General features: G+C 45.8%; 13 protein-coding genes and 1 pseudogene. 11 read left to right on the top strand and 3 right to left on the bottom strand.

Annotated elements, in window-relative coordinates:
- The first annotated feature begins 279 nt into the window (after positions 1-279).
- From BN6628_RS03945 to BN6628_RS03970, 6 genes and pseudogenes are all read left to right on the top strand, one after another.
- Positions 280-1,269, top strand: coding sequence for a tRNA dihydrouridine synthase (locus tag BN6628_RS03945; protein WP_068614573.1), 990 nt, complete (start codon positions 280-282; stop codon positions 1,267-1,269).
- A 132-nt stretch (positions 1,270-1,401) separates the two neighbouring features.
- On the top strand, positions 1,402-1,971 hold the full coding sequence (locus BN6628_RS03950) for an SF0329 family protein (RefSeq protein WP_068614576.1): 570 nt from the start codon (positions 1,402-1,404) through the stop codon (positions 1,969-1,971).
- A 143-nt stretch (positions 1,972-2,114) separates the two neighbouring features.
- The gene (locus BN6628_RS03955) at positions 2,115-2,699 is read left to right on the top strand and encodes a DUF4253 domain-containing protein (protein ID WP_068614579.1); all 585 of its coding nucleotides are present in this window, start codon (positions 2,115-2,117) and stop codon (positions 2,697-2,699) included.
- A gap of 60 nt (positions 2,700-2,759) precedes the next feature.
- A pseudogene (locus BN6628_RS03960) lies at positions 2,760-3,330 on the top strand (GNAT family N-acetyltransferase).
- A 480-nt stretch (positions 3,331-3,810) separates the two neighbouring features.
- Positions 3,811-10,389 carry a DUF7601 domain-containing protein gene (locus BN6628_RS03965; protein ID WP_068614582.1) on the top strand — a complete coding sequence of 2,193 codons (6,579 nt, stop codon included), beginning with the start codon at positions 3,811-3,813 and terminating at the stop codon, positions 10,387-10,389.
- Between the two features lie 19 nt (positions 10,390-10,408).
- Positions 10,409-11,185: a class B sortase gene (locus BN6628_RS03970; RefSeq protein WP_068614585.1), complete on the top strand. Its 777-nt coding sequence runs from the start codon at positions 10,409-10,411 to the stop codon at positions 11,183-11,185.
- A gap of 155 nt (positions 11,186-11,340) precedes the next feature.
- Here the strand turns inward: BN6628_RS03970 and BN6628_RS03975 are convergent, their stop codons facing one another.
- The 3 genes from BN6628_RS03975 to BN6628_RS03985 all read right to left on the bottom strand — a co-directional run bounded on the left by BN6628_RS03975 (position 11,341) and on the right by BN6628_RS03985 (position 13,723).
- Entirely contained in the window at positions 11,341-11,721 is a 381-nt protein-coding gene (locus tag BN6628_RS03975; protein WP_068614588.1) for a VOC family protein, read from the bottom strand.
- A 145-nt stretch (positions 11,722-11,866) separates the two neighbouring features.
- The gene (locus tag BN6628_RS03980; protein WP_068614592.1) at positions 11,867-12,646 is read right to left on the bottom strand and encodes a class I SAM-dependent methyltransferase; all 780 of its coding nucleotides are present in this window, start codon (positions 12,644-12,646) and stop codon (positions 11,867-11,869) included.
- 207 nt (positions 12,647-12,853) lie between these two features.
- Positions 12,854-13,723 (bottom strand): SDR family NAD(P)-dependent oxidoreductase, encoded by an 870-nt coding sequence (locus BN6628_RS03985; RefSeq protein ID WP_068614595.1) that lies wholly within the window; start codon positions 13,721-13,723, stop codon positions 12,854-12,856.
- A 177-nt stretch (positions 13,724-13,900) separates the two neighbouring features.
- Between BN6628_RS03985 and BN6628_RS03990 the strand changes: the two genes are divergently transcribed.
- The 5 genes from BN6628_RS03990 (at position 13,901) to BN6628_RS04010 (ending at position 18,719) form a co-directional block, all read left to right on the top strand.
- Positions 13,901-14,407: a MerR family transcriptional regulator gene (locus BN6628_RS03990; RefSeq protein ID WP_068614597.1), complete on the top strand. Its 507-nt coding sequence runs from the start codon at positions 13,901-13,903 to the stop codon at positions 14,405-14,407.
- A gap of 395 nt (positions 14,408-14,802) precedes the next feature.
- The gene (locus BN6628_RS03995) at positions 14,803-15,513 is read left to right on the top strand and encodes a formylglycine-generating enzyme family protein (RefSeq protein ID WP_235847569.1); all 711 of its coding nucleotides are present in this window, start codon (positions 14,803-14,805) and stop codon (positions 15,511-15,513) included.
- 225 nt (positions 15,514-15,738) lie between these two features.
- On the top strand, positions 15,739-16,743 hold the full coding sequence (locus BN6628_RS04000; protein ID WP_068614603.1) for a carbohydrate-binding protein: 1,005 nt from the start codon (positions 15,739-15,741) through the stop codon (positions 16,741-16,743).
- Between the two features lie 312 nt (positions 16,744-17,055).
- Positions 17,056-17,430, top strand: coding sequence for a nuclear transport factor 2 family protein (locus tag BN6628_RS04005; protein ID WP_068614605.1), 375 nt, complete (start codon positions 17,056-17,058; stop codon positions 17,428-17,430).
- A 107-nt stretch (positions 17,431-17,537) separates the two neighbouring features.
- Positions 17,538-18,719, top strand: a complete 1,182-nt coding sequence (locus BN6628_RS04010) for an oxalate decarboxylase family bicupin (protein ID WP_392397626.1) — start codon at positions 17,538-17,540, stop codon at positions 18,717-18,719.
- Positions 18,720-18,747 lie beyond the last annotated feature (28 nt).

Here is an 18,747-nt window from a genome sequence, read left to right on the forward strand (position 1 = left end):
CACTTCGTTAGCTTGTTCCGCTGGTTTACTCGATACTTATGAAATCTGTGGCGTCACTAGTGCGGAAGTACAACTATAACGGAAATCTTTTGGCGAAAATATCAAAGAGGGGACGCCCCCCTCTTTTTTTGAACTTTTTGGTTGAGTATGCTTCTCCCGGGGTTATGATATAATTTGATTTAGCATGCTTTTAAGTGAAGAATAAACAAGGACAAAGACAGATTGGTTTACTACTTCAGGATAAAGATTTGTCCTGGTATGCATAGAGAGGTTTTTGAGATGACAAATAATTTTTGGCGTGATTTACCACGGCCGTTTTTTATACTGGCTCCTATGGAAGATGTGACGGATGTTGTTTTTCGCCATGTTGTAAGTGAAGCAGCCAGACCGGATGTATTTTTTACGGAGTTTGCGAATACAGAGAGTTATTGTCACCCGGAGGGAAACCATTCTGTACGCGGGCGGTTGACGTTTACAGAGGACGAACAGCCTATGGTAGCTCATATTTGGGGAGATAAGCCGGAATACTTCCGTCAAATGAGCATCGGTATGGCGAAGGAAGGCTTCAAAGGCATAGATATTAATATGGGTTGTCCTGTAGCGAATGTAGCAGAGAATGGGAAAGGAAGCGGCCTGATCTGCCGTCCAGAAACCGCAGCGGATATTATCCAGGCTGCCAAAGCCGGAGGACTGCCCGTCAGTGTAAAAACAAGGCTCGGTTTCACGGCCGTAGACGAATGGCGTGGCTGGTTAACCCATATTTTGCAGCAGGACATTGTTAATCTGTCCATTCATCTGCGCACAAGAGAGGAAATGAGCAAAGTAGCTGCCCATTGGGAGCTGATTCCAGAGATTAAGAAGCTCCGTGATGAGGTGGCGCCGGATACACTACTGACCATTAACGGGGATATCCCTGACCGTCAGACAGGCCTGCAGCTCGCTCAGCAATACGGTGTGGATGGTATTATGATTGGGCGTGGTATTTTTCATAATCCATTTGCTTTTGAGAAGGAACCGAAGGTTCACAGCAGTGAAGAATTGCTTGATCTGCTAAGGCTGCATCTGGATCTTCATGATCAATATTCGGCAGTGGAACCCCGTTCGTTCCGCCCTCTTGCCCGATTCTTCAAAATATATGTTCGCGGCTTTCGAGGCGCAAGTGAACTAAGAAACAGCTTAATGAACGCCAAGTCAACAGGTGAGGTGCGTGCGCTGCTGGATGACTTTGCAAACAAGAAGATGGATGAGCCGGAGGAACAGGGAAATTAAGCTGCCAGGATTTTGAGAGTCCGTGTAGACAATAGTAAAAAGACCTGAAAAGTTTGAGGATTGGATGAGTGGAGAGGGATGTAAATCCAGAGCCAACGAGCCTTTCCTCTGTTTTTATATGGAGGAGATTATATGTCCTGGAGCAAATTGAAGCAGCAGTTGGAGGGATTTCTCAGTCCTGCGTTAAAAGAAAAAGTAGAATACCGTGCACAGGGTTACCGTTATTTAGCTGATAAACCGGGGATTTGTTATATCATGGTAGACAACAAGAACGTGCTCAATATGAGTGATAAAGCCAGCTTTATCAGATGGTATCAGACGGAGCTGGAAATTAAGAATGACCCGGACATCCAAATTCCTGTCACCCATGACGAAATTGAAGCGGTGAGAAAAGCCAGCAAGGGGACCGTGCCGGAGGATCGTCTAATAGTCATTGCCAGAAGCAGAAAAAGTTCAGAGCATGCAAAGGAGCTTTTGTCAGCACAGGCTTCCTTAAGTAAATCGAATTTTGTCGTGGTGGCTAATCAATTTCTATCTACTTCTATAGAGGAAAGCATTGAGAGCAAGGATATTGTATTGAATGTTCTAGCTTTGGTGGACAGACGAATGGGGAAAAAGCGGATTGTAAACATGTCCGAGCAAATGAAGCTAAAGCATCCGATTGTGCAGTATTTTTATGAGCTGCGGCGTAATACGTTGTGATGTGAATGAACATGGGCGAAGTAGATGGGGGAATCAGGACACAAATACACATTCGTCAATGTATCTTACTAAAAGGGTGATAACTGGCAATGCGAATAATATTCATTTTAATTTTGCTTACCTCATTACATTCAGGAGATAAATTGAACAAATTAGAAAAAGAATTAAGTAATAAAATAGGATTGAGTCATGAATTCGCAGTAACACTAAAGTCATATTCAAAAAATGGATTACAACCATTAGCTCTTCCTGAGTTTGAAGGGCCTACTCCATCATTTTCTGGAATCTCGATTAAATTATCAGAACAAGAAGCTAATAAACTGATTACGCAACAACGAAAGCAGTTTTCAAATAAAGGTTTTTTATTATTTAGAAGTGAGATGAATTTCAATTTCAATTCAGCCCCAGATGAGGTTTCTGTTATCAAGAGTACTGATCAATTTGATATTTTACGATATAGCGGAACGAATGGATATAATTATGACATTTCGCCTACTGATGTTATAAATAAACTTAAAGAGTGGGAAAAACGATTTCCATTTCATATAGTAGGTGCTGATAGCGATTGGGTGCAAGCAGAATTTAATAATACGGAAACAGACTTAAAGGACTTGGCAAATGAAATATATGAGTTTTGTCCAGATATGGTTGAGCAAGGTACGGGAACAATTGAAGCCTTAGAAGCGGAAATGGAGCGGAATAAAGGCTTTTATCTGTGGTGGGATTAAGCTGATTTATACATACCGATCAAGAAGAGAATATAAATAATCGTGTGGAGCGATGACGAAATGAACATTGAAGCAGTTTTTGGACAGTTTCCTAATCTGAGATCAGATGGTTACATATTGAAAAAGATTGAAGATCATCATCTTGAGGAAGTTTTTGAAATCTATAACAATAACAACGTGTTTGAATACTGTGGCATCATACCCAAGCATAATAAAAAGATACTGTGAAAAATATGATTGCCATTTCGAGAGAGATTATAACAAATGGTCAAGGGTTAAGTGGGGGATATTCGCCAGCCTCGAGCCCGATCGGATGCTTGGGATTATTGAAGCTGCCGACTTTAACCAAAAGGTGAACATGGTGACGATTGGCTACTTTTTGTCGGAAGCACATTGGGGAAGAGGTATCGCTACTGAAGCGGTTGCGATATTAGTCGATTTTCTGTTTAAGGATGTCAACGTCAATAGAATTCAGGCTGAAGTGATGCCCCCAAATGAGAATTCAAAAAAGGTATTGTTGAAGAATGGCTTCATCAAAGAAGGAACATTAAGACAAGCAGCACTGTGGGCAGGCAAAGGAATTGTCGATTTAGAGATATACGGTATTTTAAAAGAAGACTATGTAAACTAGTGAAGAAAGTGAACATGTCAGTGAATATGTCATAGTGTCAACATAACGAATTGACCATTAACGGAGCACCAAATCAGCCAATACAAAAAGCCTAATTCTCAACTAAGAGGATTAGGCTTTTAGTCCTTTTTTGGGGATATAAGCCTCATGTTGATTTGTGTCGTAGATTGTTTAGAATTTGTCGAGATCGTGATAATACAATGTTGAGATGCACCGTGTAAATTGGCCTTACTATGTAATTTCACAGTGTATGACTGGTGTTGATGAGCGAATGAGAGGGGGGAAGTTACTTAGCATGGGTCACGAGCCGGAAGTAGGTCTTATGGCACTTACTCGGTCATTCAAGAATTCTGCAAGATTCTGACGACGAAGAAGGGCTATTTGAGTCAAGCAAATAGAAATGAGTCTATTTGTTTACGCACCATATTGGCAGATGATCTTGCTATTGACAACATGTTGGGAAACGGAGGGGAATCCTGCTTGAAACGAAAACGAAGTGTAAGCAAATCTGTATTATCTCTCTTCCTGGTAATTGTGCTTGTCTTGCAGACAGTGGTGTTCTCTGCTTCTGCATATGCTGAGACCGCGCCAGGCGGTTCAGGGACGGATACAGTGAGCGAAAATGGTGTGCCGGACACGGCTGCACCGGACACGGCTGCACCGGACACGGCCGCAGCGGACACGGCCGCACCGGATACAACTGCGCCGGATACGACTAAGCCGGACACGAGTGTACCGGATACGACTATGCCGGACACGACTGCACCAGACACGACTGTACCGGACAAGGTTGAACCGGACAAGATTAAGCCTCCGGTAACTGAGTCGCCAGATGGGCTTGCTGCACCGAAGCTTGCCCCTGTAGCTACGATGGCGGCAGTTCCAGGTGACAAAACGGATGTGTTTATGGGGGCTAATGCACTCTTTCCGCTGGAGATAAAGCAGGGGAATCCTCTTGCTGTTATTGCACCAGGTGGAACCATTCAGGGGAGACAGCAATTCACGCTCAAATCGGATGGTCTCAAGGTTCCGGTGAATGGCGATGCTGCAGATCCGACGAATGCGGATCCCAATCTGTACATTCAGCGGGGGGACTGGATCGAGCTGAAGAGAGATGACTACTTCAAGGAAGTCATCCTGCCAACAGCTACCAAACCCTTGATGGCACAGACTGAATTTGGCATGAAACAGCTTGGTACCGTCAAGTTCACCCCGAATAGTATCAGGATTGAGTTTAATGGCGACGATAGCTTTTTTAATGGGGTGGGACGAGCGGTTACCTTTGGCTTTGAAACCACCGCCAATTCGGATTTGACAGGCATAGGCTACGGCGACTCAAAGCCTATCAACATTTTCGGGGGGGCTTACGAGCTGAAAAACCCGGATGTCGATGCCGCGTACAGCCTGACATTGACCTCACCGGGAATGATCAGGTGGGATCAGTATAGCTATCGCGGAATTCAAGCCGCTCAATTTGTTGAAGGAGCGGTTACCTGGCAGTCAACAGTATCAGCTTTTGATAAGTTTGATGCAACAATCAAGCTGCCGCTGGATGGCAAACAGTTTTTTACGGATCCATCCTCTTATAATACTGGCTTTGGTAATGTTAAAGGTATCTATGTGCCGGGTTCCTTCAAGGTCAATGGCACTGCGGTAGAGCCGAATGTTGATGCCTCCGGTAAACTGAGCTACATCTTCCCGGAGGGTACCGGTATAGACCCGAAGGTTGAGTACAAGACATGGATTCCAAAGGAAGCGTACTATTACGAGTACAAGAATCCGCCGGGGAATCTTGGACGCAGCTATCGGGACATGCAAGGCAAAGTACAATTAAAACAGGGCAACGACACTGTTCTAGCAAGTGCAGGCCAAGAGATTTCTTTTGCACCTGACTGGATTCAAGCCACCGGTGTGTATGATCATGCAAATGAAGCCATCACATGGACAACCACCGTCAACTCGTATGGTAAGAAGGGACTTAATAACTTCACCATTACAGATGTGCTGCCCGCAGGTCTTGAGTTCGTGTCAGCGACCTATCAGAAATGGGAAGATGGTAATGCTTCTGGGCCAGAATCGATTACTCCCGATGCAAACGGCGTTTACTCCTTCGGGAATATTAACGGTAAAGTCCAACTGGTGATAAAGTCCAAGGTGCTAAGCGGCTCGGGCTTTACCAACATCCCTCGTGCCAACTGGGAATCGGATACACCAGGTGGCATACAGAACAATGATGTAACTACAGGTACAAGACCTAGCGCAGTGACTGACGAGGCACTTGTTACCATCGGCGCACATACCTTTACCAAGGCTGGCTCTGTATCGATGGAGGACTTCAATCTCGGCGGCGTCACATGGACAGTCAGCCTGACTCCACAATATGCCCTGCCCGATGCGGTGGTATATGATGTGCTGGTGCATGGTGGAGATTTGAACGTCTTGAACAACGCAGTGGATGCAACCGGCGAAGTCAGCCGGGATACCATTGCAAAAATCAAAGCAAATGTAACCAACTCACAGCTGTGGAAGAAGTACCACGAGGGTACCCTCAAGAGTCCGAACGGGCTGACCTTGAAGGCGATTCCTTTGACAGTGAACGGTGAAGTGGTGGCGGATTTAATCAAGGTGACCGGATACACCACCGACAAGGCTGCATCCTTCAGTTTCCGTGAACTTGAGACCAACCCTGACATCCTCTTTAGGCAGGATATTAATGTAGGGAAAGGGATTTTGAATCGGGCTTTGCTCTTTGATGGCGAAACCGTAAAACCAGCGGATAACTTTATCAACCTTCACCTGCGTATGCTGAACAAGGACATGCTTGCAGCATCCTATCCTATTAAGAACGATGGGACGGCTGACACATGGTATATCCCGAATAACGTTAACCGCTATATCGGTTATGACGGCTCATCAAGCGGCGACGAATACACCTTGTCTGGTTATGACCGAACAACCAAGACGGTTACCTTCCGCCTAGGTGTCAATATGCCGGGTTACAACACGGTCGAAATGGCAAAAGACGGCGGAAGTCGGGTCATTACCAATGTGAACCTGGTGGATACCCTGCCGGAGGGCTGGGAGTTCGTACCGTTCTCCGAGGGGAAGGATTTTGAGCTTTGGAAAGGTTATTCGGACAATGGCAGCGGTACTGGCTATGGGGTTAGAAACAATGCCTTGGCAGTTATCGAGCCGAACAACCCTGCTCATGTGGTGAGCTTCTCCCATAGCGGCAACGTAGGCACCTTCAGCTTCTCCAAGCTGGAAAGTCCTTATGTCATTCTGGTGAAGGCAAGACCATCCAATGCGGCGTTGGAGAAATACTTGGAGGAATACTCCACAAACGGAACAACCAAGCAGATGCTGTATAACAAAGCCGACCTGCACATGACATGGGGCGGAGTGGAAAAGGTTCTCACCGAACAGCGCAAGGTCATTGTGCCTGTTCAAGCGCTAAGCAAGTCGGTAACCAAGCCGGTTCCTGGCGTGCTGGAATGGACAGTGAACTATTATCCGCCATATAACATGGAGAATGGTGTGTATCTGCAGGATACCCTGGGATCGGGTATGAATCTGCGCAAGGACGAAAGCGGAAAGCTCGTGCTGACATCGCCAAGTATGGCGGTCTACCGTGCCAAGCTGACCGCGAGCGGTGCTTTGGAGCGGGATGGTGCTGCACTGAACCTTAGTGACCCGAACAGTGAAGTTAAGGTAGAAGCTGAAGCGGGTGCTGATGGCACGACAGTTCTGAAATTCAAAATGAACGACCCTAATAAGTTCTACCAGTTTGTCTACCAGACAGAAGTTGACACTTCCAAGGCAAAAGCCGGCGACAAGATGAGCAACGAGGTAAAACTGATGGGCGATGACAAATTGAAATCTGTCAGTGCCAAAAGCGAAAGCACGTTGGACAATTCGGACGTAGCAGGAAGCTCAAGCTCCAATGCGCTGTTGCCTCTGAAAAAAGTGGACCCCGACGGCAACCCGCTTAAGGATGTAGAATTTACGCTGTATAAGAAAGACAGCGGAGTGCAAGTAGCTAAGGGTAGAACAGGCATTGATGGGAAGCTCAATCTGTTATTTCCAGATCCGGGTTATTATGAACTGAAGGAAACCTATATTGACACCAACACCTGGCTGCCGACTACGAGGATTTATCAAGTATATGTAGGAAATACTCCAGGCAAGCCCATCTGGGTAGACGGCGTAAAAGTATCCTCTGGTGATCCGCTGGTTGTGCCAACTCCTATTACAGGCAAGCTGACGATCAGCAATCAAGTAGAGGGGAACGCCGGCGATCAGAATAAGGATTTTGAGTACACCATCAATTTTGGCGGTGAGGGTAAGGATGACAGCTATCCTTATACCAAGCCTGACGGCACCAGCGGAATGATCAAGAGCGGGGATACGTTCAAGCTGAAGCATGGACAAACCGTGGTCATCCCGAAACTGCCCAAAGATCTGGTCTACACCGTTACTGAAGCTGATTACACGACAGGTGACGGTTACACCATTGATCCGGCGAGCCGTATGTATACCGGAACGATCGCCCCGAGGGGTGACCACAAGGCACCGTTCGTCAACACCCGTATGGTATACGGGGGTCTGTTGATCGGCAATACCGTGACCGGCAGCGGCGGTGACAAGGATAAGGAGTTTGCTTACACAATAACCTTCGCAGACTATGGTGCAGGTCAAACGTATACCTATACAAAGTCAGACGGTACGAGCGGAAGCATCAAGTCCGGTGACTCCTTCACACTCAAGCACGGACAGACAGTCATCATAGATAAACTACCTGATGGTCTTGCTTACACGATCGTGCAGACGGATTACACAGGCGAGGACTATGATACCAACCCGGCAGATTTGAAGGCAGCTGGACGAATTGTGCACGATTTGCCTTCCGAAGCCAAGTTCGTTAATCACAAAGACCTGCCTGGCGGTCTATTGATCAGTAATACGGTGACTGGCAATGGCGCTGACATGAGCAAGGAGTTCGAGTACACGGTCACATTCACTGGACCAGGTGCAGACAGAACGTATGCTTATACCAAGTCGGACGGTACGAGTGGAAACATCAAGTCCGGCGATAAAATCCAGCTGGGGCATGGACAGACCGTCACCATTCAGGGCATCCTCAAGGATACGGTATACACCGTCACACAAAAGGACTATACCGTTGACAATTACTCCACCAACCCGGCGGACAGGGTGCGTACAGGCAGCATCAAGGAGAATGAAATCGTGCAAGCTCCTTTTGAGAACGCTAGATACCTTCCTGGTACACTAGCGCTGGAGGCCAACCCTAAGAAGGTGCCTGGAGACGGTAAAACCCCATCTGAGCTGACAGCCACCCTTACCGGAATGGATGGACAACCCGTGGAAGGCAAGGAGATTGTATTTAAGCTAGTGGATGGAACGGAAATCGGAAGGGCGACGACCGATAAAAACGGCAAAGCCAAGATTTCCTATACACCGCCGAAGCTGACCGAAACCACACCGAAGGAGCACGAGATCATTGCGACCACCACGGCCACCAGCCCATCAGGTGTACCATACCAAGAGGCTAAGGCTAGTGTGACCGCCATGCCGGCGGCTCTTACAGGTGTTCTTCGGGACAACACAACGGGAGAAGTTATTCCCAATGCGATCATTAAAGTGAAGAACGTCAAAACGGGCGAAGAGCAGACCATCACTACCGATGCGGAAGGGAAGTATTACCACCCAGTCCAACGAGACGAGGAGTATACAATTACCTACGACAAGAAGATTGATATCGGCGGTGTGCTTACATCCATTCCTTTTACACAAAAGGCATTTATTGAGAGCACTGATCCCACTATCGAGGGTAACCTGATTCCGGCGGAAATCACGGCCGTAGGTATCGTGCTCCTCAAGCAGCCGGATGGGAAATCTTCACTGCTTAACAACACCTTTACCGGCAATCTGTATGTTTACTTGAAGGATGAGCATGGCAAATATATTTCGGAGAACGGCGTTCCGAAAGCATTCGTTTTGCAAAAAAACGGCACATTCTCTGTGGAAGGATTATCCACCGGTAAATATACGATGGAAGTGCGTTATAAATTTGACTCAGGCAGCAATATGGGCAAAGAATTGACGCTCATCCAGGATGCTAAGCTGAATGTCGCTGCGAATGGCGAACTGAATATTTCGCAGCAGCTGGTTGACCCGTATGGCAAAATAACGGACGCAACGACTGGCGCAAAAATCGAAGGTGCGGAAGTGACGCTGTACTATGCGGATACACCTAAGAATAAAGCGAACCACATCGTACCGGGCACGAAAGTAACGCTGCCTGCGATCCCGGGCTTTGCACCGAATGATAATGCCAGCCCGAGTCAGAACAGTGATGCAACGGGCTCTTATGCCTACATGGTGTTCCCGGATACGGATTACTATCTGGTTGTAACAAAAGCCGGGTATGAGACGTATACGAGCACAACCATCTCGGTTGGAAGTGACATCGTACGCTACGACGTACAGATGAAACCGGTAAGTTCCGGCGGCAATAACGGTGGAACCGGAAGCAACCCTGGAACCGGAGGTAACCCAGGAACCGGAGGTAATACCGGAACCGGAGGTAACACCGGAACAGACGGTAACACCGGAACCGGAGGTAACACTGGAACTGGTGGTAACACCGGAACCGGAGGTAACACCGGAACAGACGGTAACACCGGAACCGGAGGTAACACCGGAACAGGCGGTAATACCGGAACTGGTGGCAACACCGGAACAGACGGTAACACCGGAACTGGTGGTAACACTGAAACTGGTGGTAACACCGAAACTGGTGGTAACACCGAAACTGGTGGCAATACCGAAACAGATGGTAACATCGGAACAGGTGGTAACGCTGCAGTTGACAACGGCAATAGCGAAGCTGGCCAAACCAACAACGAACTGGACGATGTTCCGAAAACAGAAGATCATAGCACATCGCCAAACTTCTATTTGGCTTTGGCGCTGCTGTCTTTAGTAGTGATCGGGTTCTGTCTGTCCACTAACAAGAGGAACAAGCACATTCAATAACCGGAAAGGCGGTAAGAAAATGAGTAAAATCAAAAAAATTCTTATCGCCTTTTCCATTCTTCTGTTGCTATACTCTCTCTACTCTGCCGCAACAATTTTCTTGGGAGATTATGCTGAACAGCAGCGGATGAGGGAACTGGCAGAAGTCTGGAACAAAGGATCAAAAACAAGCGAGGGTGCTGCGGCACCCTCACTTGTTATCAACAAGGCGAATGGGTCAGCCATGCTCCCTGAATTTCAAGAGCTTTACCAAAGAAACCCTGATATCACCGGTTGGCTGCGAATAGACAGCACCCGTATTGATTATCCGGTGATGCAGAACCGACAGGATGCCCAATTCTATCTCAACCATGATTTTGATAAGAAGACGAGCAAAAACGGGCTTCCCTTTTTGGATATTCACAGCAGCGATTCAAACATTTTGCTGATTCACGCACATCATATGAAAAGCGGCATGATGTTTGCCGGTTTGATGAAATACAAGGAAGAGAGCTACTATAAGGAACATGCTACTTTTGAATACAGTACGCTTTACGAGAAAGAAGAGTATGAGATTGTGGCAGTTATTCTCTCGCAGGTGTACCGCAAATCGGACAACGTTTTTAAATACTACCAGATTGAGAAGGCAGGAACCCCTGCAGGGTTTGATTCATATATTCAGAACATCAAAAAACTCGCTCTTTACGACACCGGTGTGACACCCCGGTACGGCGACAAGCTTATCGTGCTGTCTACGTGTGAGTACTCAACCGAAAACGGTCGGTTAGCGGTAGTTGCCCGAAAGCGTGCAAGATGATGTTGAACCAAGGAGTGAAGCTGCTTCATAGGCTGTCTCAAATGAGTTCGAATAGAATAGCGACACCCCGATGTATGTACAAAAGGACCTCGATTTCCACTGTTTAAATGGAGATCGAGGTCCTTTGCTTTAAACTTCTGGAACCGTTGTTAACCCTACATTTCTAAAACCGCCAGCATGTTCCCAGCCGGATCCTTAAAGATAGCCATATCCGGGCCTGCTCCCACAGCTTTGCCGCGGATAATACCAAGTTCGTCATGCTTCATTCCGGGAATACTCTCAATGGCAATACCTAATTGCCTTAGGTCGGCGACAGCTAATTCAATATTGCTAACATTAAAGTTTAGTACATGATAAGCGGCGGGTTGATAATTTTGCCCCATGGGCATGACATACACTTCGGTACCGGTAAGAGCTAGTTTAAAACCAAAACCATCTTCTTCAACCTTGAGACCTAGCGTATTCCTGTAGAAGTCGATAGCCTTGGCGATGTCGTTGACCCCAAAGCTGCTGTAAGTGTAATTATTTTTAAACATGAACATCCTCCTTTACTAGTTTTGATTTGTGTTACGGTTTCGTCAGTATACGCATGCATTTCTTTGTTGTTCAATAAGCTTATTATAAGCTTATTATTTTTCCAGTGTTTCTTATGGATTGCTAATTTGTATATTAAAAATCATATTACTCTTTAATCGCGAACCATACCGTCCACGAATCCTTCTCAATGATGGGCGGCTGACTATCGCTGAGATTTTCTTCTATGAAAGATATTAATTCTTGAACTTCCACGTCCGTCAATTCATGAAGAATAGAACGTCCGGTTCTCAGCAGTAAGTCTTTATTTAACTCGGCATAATCCTTGTAAATACGTCTTGTTTCCCAAAGTGAAAATTTGTTGGTCAACCGAAATCCACTCGATTTGAGCGCTTGCTGTACTTGATCGGAATCATACCTGCGGGAAATCTCTTTATCCATTAGCCGGGGAAATTTTTCGAAAAAATAACCTCTAATATGATGTTCATCCCCGGGCAGCAAACAATCTTCAGGGGTTCTATCTTGCACGATGAGAACACCGCCATTTTTAAGGATGCGGTGGGCTTCCTTGAAACAAGCATCTAAGTCGTCCAGATGGTGAATTAATGCTCTTTCTAATACCAAGTCCATTTCATTTGCAGGGAGGTTGGATTGGTAAGCCTCACCCTTTAGAAATGTTGCGTTTTGAATGTCCTTACAGTTGGCAGCCGCCCCTTTTAACATCTCATCCGAGAAATCCACACCAACCACATGAGATGCCCCCATCTTAATAAGAGCCTTTGTGTAAATCCCCCCTCCACAACCTATATCAGCAATCCGCTTATTCGATACATCTACTGTACTTTTTATTTGAGATATCCAAGATTCATCCGCGTTTCTTGCCGCATACGTCTGCCTGTTTTGTTCATCATGAAAGTTAATTGGCATTGGTAAATTTCCCTCCTGTCAGATTGTTTCATCTAATGAAATAGTGTTTCGTTTTTTCTCCATTGTACCACATATTTACGCTAAACGCTTTATGTATGGCGCTATAGCATTCAGTGTTATGGCAGAACATTCAGAACATTCGCTAACAATAAGGGGATGCATCTCCAGCTTGAAGTACGACCGTTTTTTTCCTTGATTTATGAGCCATTAGGTTAATGAGTGAGAGCCAGGTTGTGCAAATTCGTGCTCGTAAATCGCATGTACTCTTTCCAAAACGTTCCATGCTTGATCTTTAAACTTTAATTCCGCAACCTGACCTTTCAGCAAAAAAACGCCGGACTCATGACGGTGTTCTCCGAGAGCACCTTCGTACAGCTTATTGGCGCCGTGGGTCGGCGGAGAGAAGAACAGCTTCATCAACGGTTTAACCAATAGGGGAAGCCCAGACTTTTTCCCTTTTCTTAACGTATTGTTGCCTCCCGGGTCCACGCTGCGGATCTTGATGCCGTCATGGGCAAGCTGTGGTGCGATAGCCTGAGTCCATAGCGAAAGGGCCAGCTTGGAGGTGGCGTAAGGGCCAATCAGCTTGCGGAAGGTTTTGGGGCGCTCCAGGATTTCGATAGTAAACTCCTTCGTAAATTTTAGCGCTGATGATGAAGTGTTGATTACCGTTTTTAAGCGACCGTTTATTAAGAGTTCCTTCAATTCCATCAGAATGATATACGGAACGACCGTCATCAGCTCATAATGCTGTTCACGCCCTTGTTTCGAATAGCTCAGCTCGGGAAAGGATCCGCCAGCATTGTTGAACAAAATATCGATCCGCTGCTCTTTTCTTTTGATCTCTTCTAATGCCCCTCGTAAGCTGGCATAATCAGCAAGATCAGTTGTTTTATAAATTCGCAGCCACCCACTCTTGATGGCTTTTTGAATACTCAAATCGTCCGTCGGAAAGTCGGAACGGTTCAAAGCAACAACCTGCCAGTCCTCCGATAGCAATTTTCTCGCTAATTCTAATCCGATCCCGGCGCTTGCGCCCGTAATCAAAGCGATATTTCCACGTTGGTTTTTGTTCATCGTACGTCTCCTCCTTATATCGGGGTACCTCCCCAGATAGCGTCATTCTATAAGTTGGAGTCGGCTCCAAGTCAAGACGCTAAAACAAAGTTGTTGTCCCAAGGAGAAGGGACTTGACTTGGAGCCAGCTCCAAGATGTATAATGCACACAAAAAGCGATCTTCGGGAGGGAGCAGCATGAAGGCAGAGCATACTTTTACGATAAAACAAACCGCCAAGCTAACCGGGGTTTCTGAGGATACGATCCGTTATTACGAAAAGATCGCGCTGCTGCCCCGGGCTAACCGGAAGGACAACGGACACCGGGTCTATCAGCAGGAAGACATCGATAGAATCCGGCTGATAGCTTGCTTGAAAAAGACAGGGATGCCGCTTGAGGAAATGCGGCCTTTTTTGGAGGTCTCCGCCGATGCCGATCCGGCGGAATATCCTGAACTGGTTGAGCAATTAAGAAGCCATCGGGAGAATATCGTCAGCCAAATCGCCTCTCTGCAGCATGTTGTCGATTTTATCGACATGAAGTTGGAGGAGGGGAGATACCGACGGGAATGCCCGGCTGAAAGTCAGGACGGTGAGTCTGAGAAAATGACGAAAGGGTCAAAACTAAAGCCTGTCTCTCCCGTTGAGATGAGTTATTTTACCGGATCTGCTAGAGTGGGCAACTCACCGGACTCCGTAAGATAAGTTTAGAACGAACAGATGAAGCTCCCCTGGCCTGGGGGCTTTTATCAAATTGATAATAAATAACGGATTTTAGCATCCCGAATTAGAACCAAATGTATGTTCTCAGCGTTAGGTTAAGGAGGTATTTATGATGAAAAAAATAAGCGGAACAATGGGCTGAAGGTGAATGGAATATACATGATGGTAATACGGATGCAATAGTGACATTTGAAGATGGTTCAAGATGGGTTGCTTCTTTTTATACATATAAAATAGGACTTTGAGTTTTTATTTGATAAATGTAATGAGGTCAATTTGTACGAATAAAATCACATATTGCAATAGACAGGAGGTTAAGATCCATCGAAAAGCACAGGAGTGACAGAGAGCGTTTTCTAGCGGATTTAATGAATTCTATGGTACCCGTAGAAGGGGGGGCCGTTGAATTACGCGATTATATTAATATGAAGAAATGGCTTAGTTCGGATTACACTTTATCAGACCCCGGAAGCGTAAGTGATAAAAAGGTTATTACATGGACTGAAAAGATAGACCCTTTCTATGTAATGAAGTATCCGGTAACACGACAGTTATATCATTTTGTCATGCGAAAAGAAGAAGTAGAGTCGAATGGGATTAACCTGCCAATTACGGAAGTTTCGTGGTTAGATTCGCTTCTCTTTTGTAATGAATTGTCCAGATTACTTGGCAGGACTGAATGCTACACAATCACAAATGAAAGTGCGAACACTATATATAATCAAAAAGCGAATGGCTTTCGATTGTTAACAGACGCAGAATGGCAGTATGTATGCAAAGCGGGTACAAAGGGCTACCGGTATGAAAAAATTGATAAGATTGCGTGGTATCGAGAGAATTCCAATGGTTCAGCTCAACCAGTCGGAAGACTACTTCCTAATCCATGGGGACTTTATGATATGATCGGCAACGTTTGGGAATGGTGCTGGGATCTATATGATCCTGAGCGGTATGGGAACTATAGAGTCTTTCGGGGTGGCAGTTGGGCTGAAGTTGAAAACAATTGTGGTTCTACGGTTAGAAGAAAAAGTATGCCTGATTTCAAGATAGACGACCTTGGTTTTAGGATAGCACTCACACAACCATGAGAACGCATATGCGAAATCATATTCAGTGCAAATGGATAAAAGCCCTGACAATCGCAGTCAGGGCTTTAGTCGGTAGGGATCTATCGTATAGCATGTTCACACTATAAAAAAACAGTAACTGTGTAATTAATTTCAAAATTGAAAATAAGATAATACTGCAGTTAGAACCCGTGGGATGTCTCATGGGCGATCTGCAGATAACTAAAAATATAAGGAGGTTTGAAAATGACTGGTAGAAGGTTTTCTTTTAAGTCCTTATCACTGTTGGTAGTTTTAGCTGTATTTCTATCCACATTTTGCGCAGCCATACCGTCAGTGAGCGCGGCCGCTAGGGGAGCATGGGCTCCAAATACTGCATATGCAGTAAATGACACCGTAACATATAGTGGCAGTACTTATACTTGTCTTCAGTCACATACTTCTCTAGTAGGCTGGGAACCACCCAATGCTGCTGCTTTATGGCAAAAAGGCGGTAGCGGCGGAACTACACCACCGGTAACCAACGGAGTGACGTTCTATGCAGATATAAACTATGGTGGAAAGGCAGTAAAACTCGGAATAGGCAATTATACACTATCTCAGTTGAATGCAAACGGGATTCCGAATGACTGGATGTCCTCTCTTCAGGTTCCTAGCGGTTGGACTGTTGAAGTATATCAGAATGATAATTTTGGAGGAACAAAATGGACCTTTACTTCAAGTTCTTCCTGGGTTGGCGACACGGTCAATGACAAAATGTCATCGGTAAAAATTTATACGGGTTCACCATCTCCTTCAGTAACAAAGCCTTCCGAGGTTCCAAGCCATATATGGACATATGTAATGAATGTGGACAATAAATTTGGTAAAGGCGGAGATTTTGCTTTATTGCTAAGTGCTGTTATTAAAAAAGAAAGTAGTTTTGGAGCAGGTCTACCAGGTAGTCCATCAGCCGGCGACGGGTTGATGCAGGTAGAACCAAACACACGCAATGCTTATTTATCTCAATTCAGTGTGAAATTTGGCCGTGCGTATAATCACAGCAGTGAACAAGATCAGGTATGCTTGGGTGCATTGATTTTAGATGAGAAGATTATTAAGTTCGGAAATATATACAAAGGATTATTACACTATAACGGGGGAGATAACTGGTATCCGGGAGCTACGGATTCTTATGGCCGCCCTATTCTGGCAAATCTCTATGCAGATGCAGTTTACGCTACCTATAAGGGCTATGGCGGTAAGAATTAAGGTAGTATATGTGGAGTACAGCTCACTATTGGTCAGGAAAGATGAAATAGTTGAGTCTGTTATCGAAATAGTGCTGATTTTCGAACAAAAACATGACCGCCAGCTTATGGCGGTCATGTTTTTGGCATTTATAACCTCCCGCTTCTATCGTTATTTAGATACTTCGAGATTCCCGTCAAAAAACCTTTATGAAGCTCATATGTAGAGTGCTCTGCTGGTTAGGAAAGACCGATAGGTGAGATGATGTAATACAGGGAATAACATTTGAAAGTGTAATCCTCGCTCCCTCACCAAGAAAGGATGATATCCAAAATGATAACTTCTTGCAAAGAAAAAGCCGTTTCGTTTTTGCAGCTTGTGGCATCGGGAGAAGTGCGCGAAGCATACCGGAGATATATCGGTCCTGATTTCCGCCATCATAATCCCTTTTTCCGTGGAGATGCTGACTCGCTTATGCTGGCCATGGAAGAAAACGCCGCCCAAAATCCGGACAAGGTCCTTGAGGTTAAACATGCTCTCCAAGAAAAGGATCTCGTTACGATTCACTCTCATATTAGGCAGAATCCAGAGGACCCTGGAGCGGCTGTGGTTCACATCTTCCGCTTCCATAACGACCTTATCGTTGAACTTTGGGATGTGGGACAGCCTATACCGGAGAACTCCCCCAATGTGAACGGTATGTTCTGATATAAATGCGAAGATAAGGACAATTTCTAAACTCTTTATTCTATTCATAACTTAAATTAGCGCGCGTTGACGAATATTTAATGAATAGAACGAGAGGTGTAGTTTATTTGGGAATTGAATCAAGGAACGAGAATATACCACAGCCCATCAGGAAGGATGGCGCCGGTTGGTGGGATTTTGGACCACGCGATGTCATGCGGGATCTTGAGAATCCCGACTTGCTGGTTCCGCCTGACACCGATGCTGGATCGCTTCCGAATCTAAAGTTTTCTTTCTCCGATACCCATATGCAGTTAAATCAGGGCGGATGGTCCCGGGAAGTGACCGCAAGGCAGCTTCCGGTTGCGACCACGATTGCTGGAGTGAATATGGCTCTGACTCCTGGTGGTGTGCGTGAGCTGCATTGGCATCAACAAGCGGAATGGGCTCTTGTACTTGTAGGGAGGGCACGCATTACGGCAGTTGACCAGAATGGCAGAAACTTCATTGCTGACGTTGGGGTAGGAGACCTTTGGTATTTTCCTCCGGGAATTCCGCATTCCATTCAAGGTCTGGAAGAAGGCTGCGAGTTTTTACTTGTTTTCCCCGACGGGAATTTCTCGGACCTGAATACTTTATCTCTCTCGGATTGGTTCGCACATACGCCAAAGGACGTACTTTCGGCGAATTTTGGTGTTTCAGCAAACGCATTTGCCGATATCCCCGATCGGCAGCGGTACATTTTCCAAGCTGAGGTTCCCGGTCCACTTCAAAGCCAGCAGGTGCATGACCCACAGGGTACGGTACCCCAGACATTTACACATCGGTTATTTGCGCAAGAGCCGATTGTAACTCCGGGCGGCACGGTACGTATCGTGGATTCAACTAATTTTCCTATTTCCACTCAAATTGCCGCATCGCTGCTTGAGATCAGGCCAGGTGCAATGAGAGAAATGCATTGGCATCCCAACAATGATGAATGGCAGTATTACATTTCAGGTACGGCCCGCATGACGGTTATGGCCCCCAATGGTACGGCTCGTACTTATGATTACCGGGCTGGGGACGTTGGATATGTACCGCGTGCCTTTGGCCATTATATCCAGAACACAGGCGATCAGAGTGTGTGGGCCTTGGAGATGTTTAAGAGTGACCGCTTTGAGGATGTTTCACTGAATCAGTGGTTAGCGCTTACACCTGATCTGTTGGTTCAGGAGAATCTGAATGTTGGGCTGGAGTTTACGGAAGCATTGCGTAAGGAAAAGCAATTTATAGTGAAATATCCGGGTTTCAGTTATTACCCTAAGTGAATTTTTGATTTATAGAAGGAATTCTCTG

It is taken from the genome of Paenibacillus tuaregi, assembly GCF_900086655.1.
Taxonomy (GTDB): Bacteria; Bacillota; Bacilli; order Paenibacillales; family Paenibacillaceae; genus Fontibacillus; species Fontibacillus tuaregi.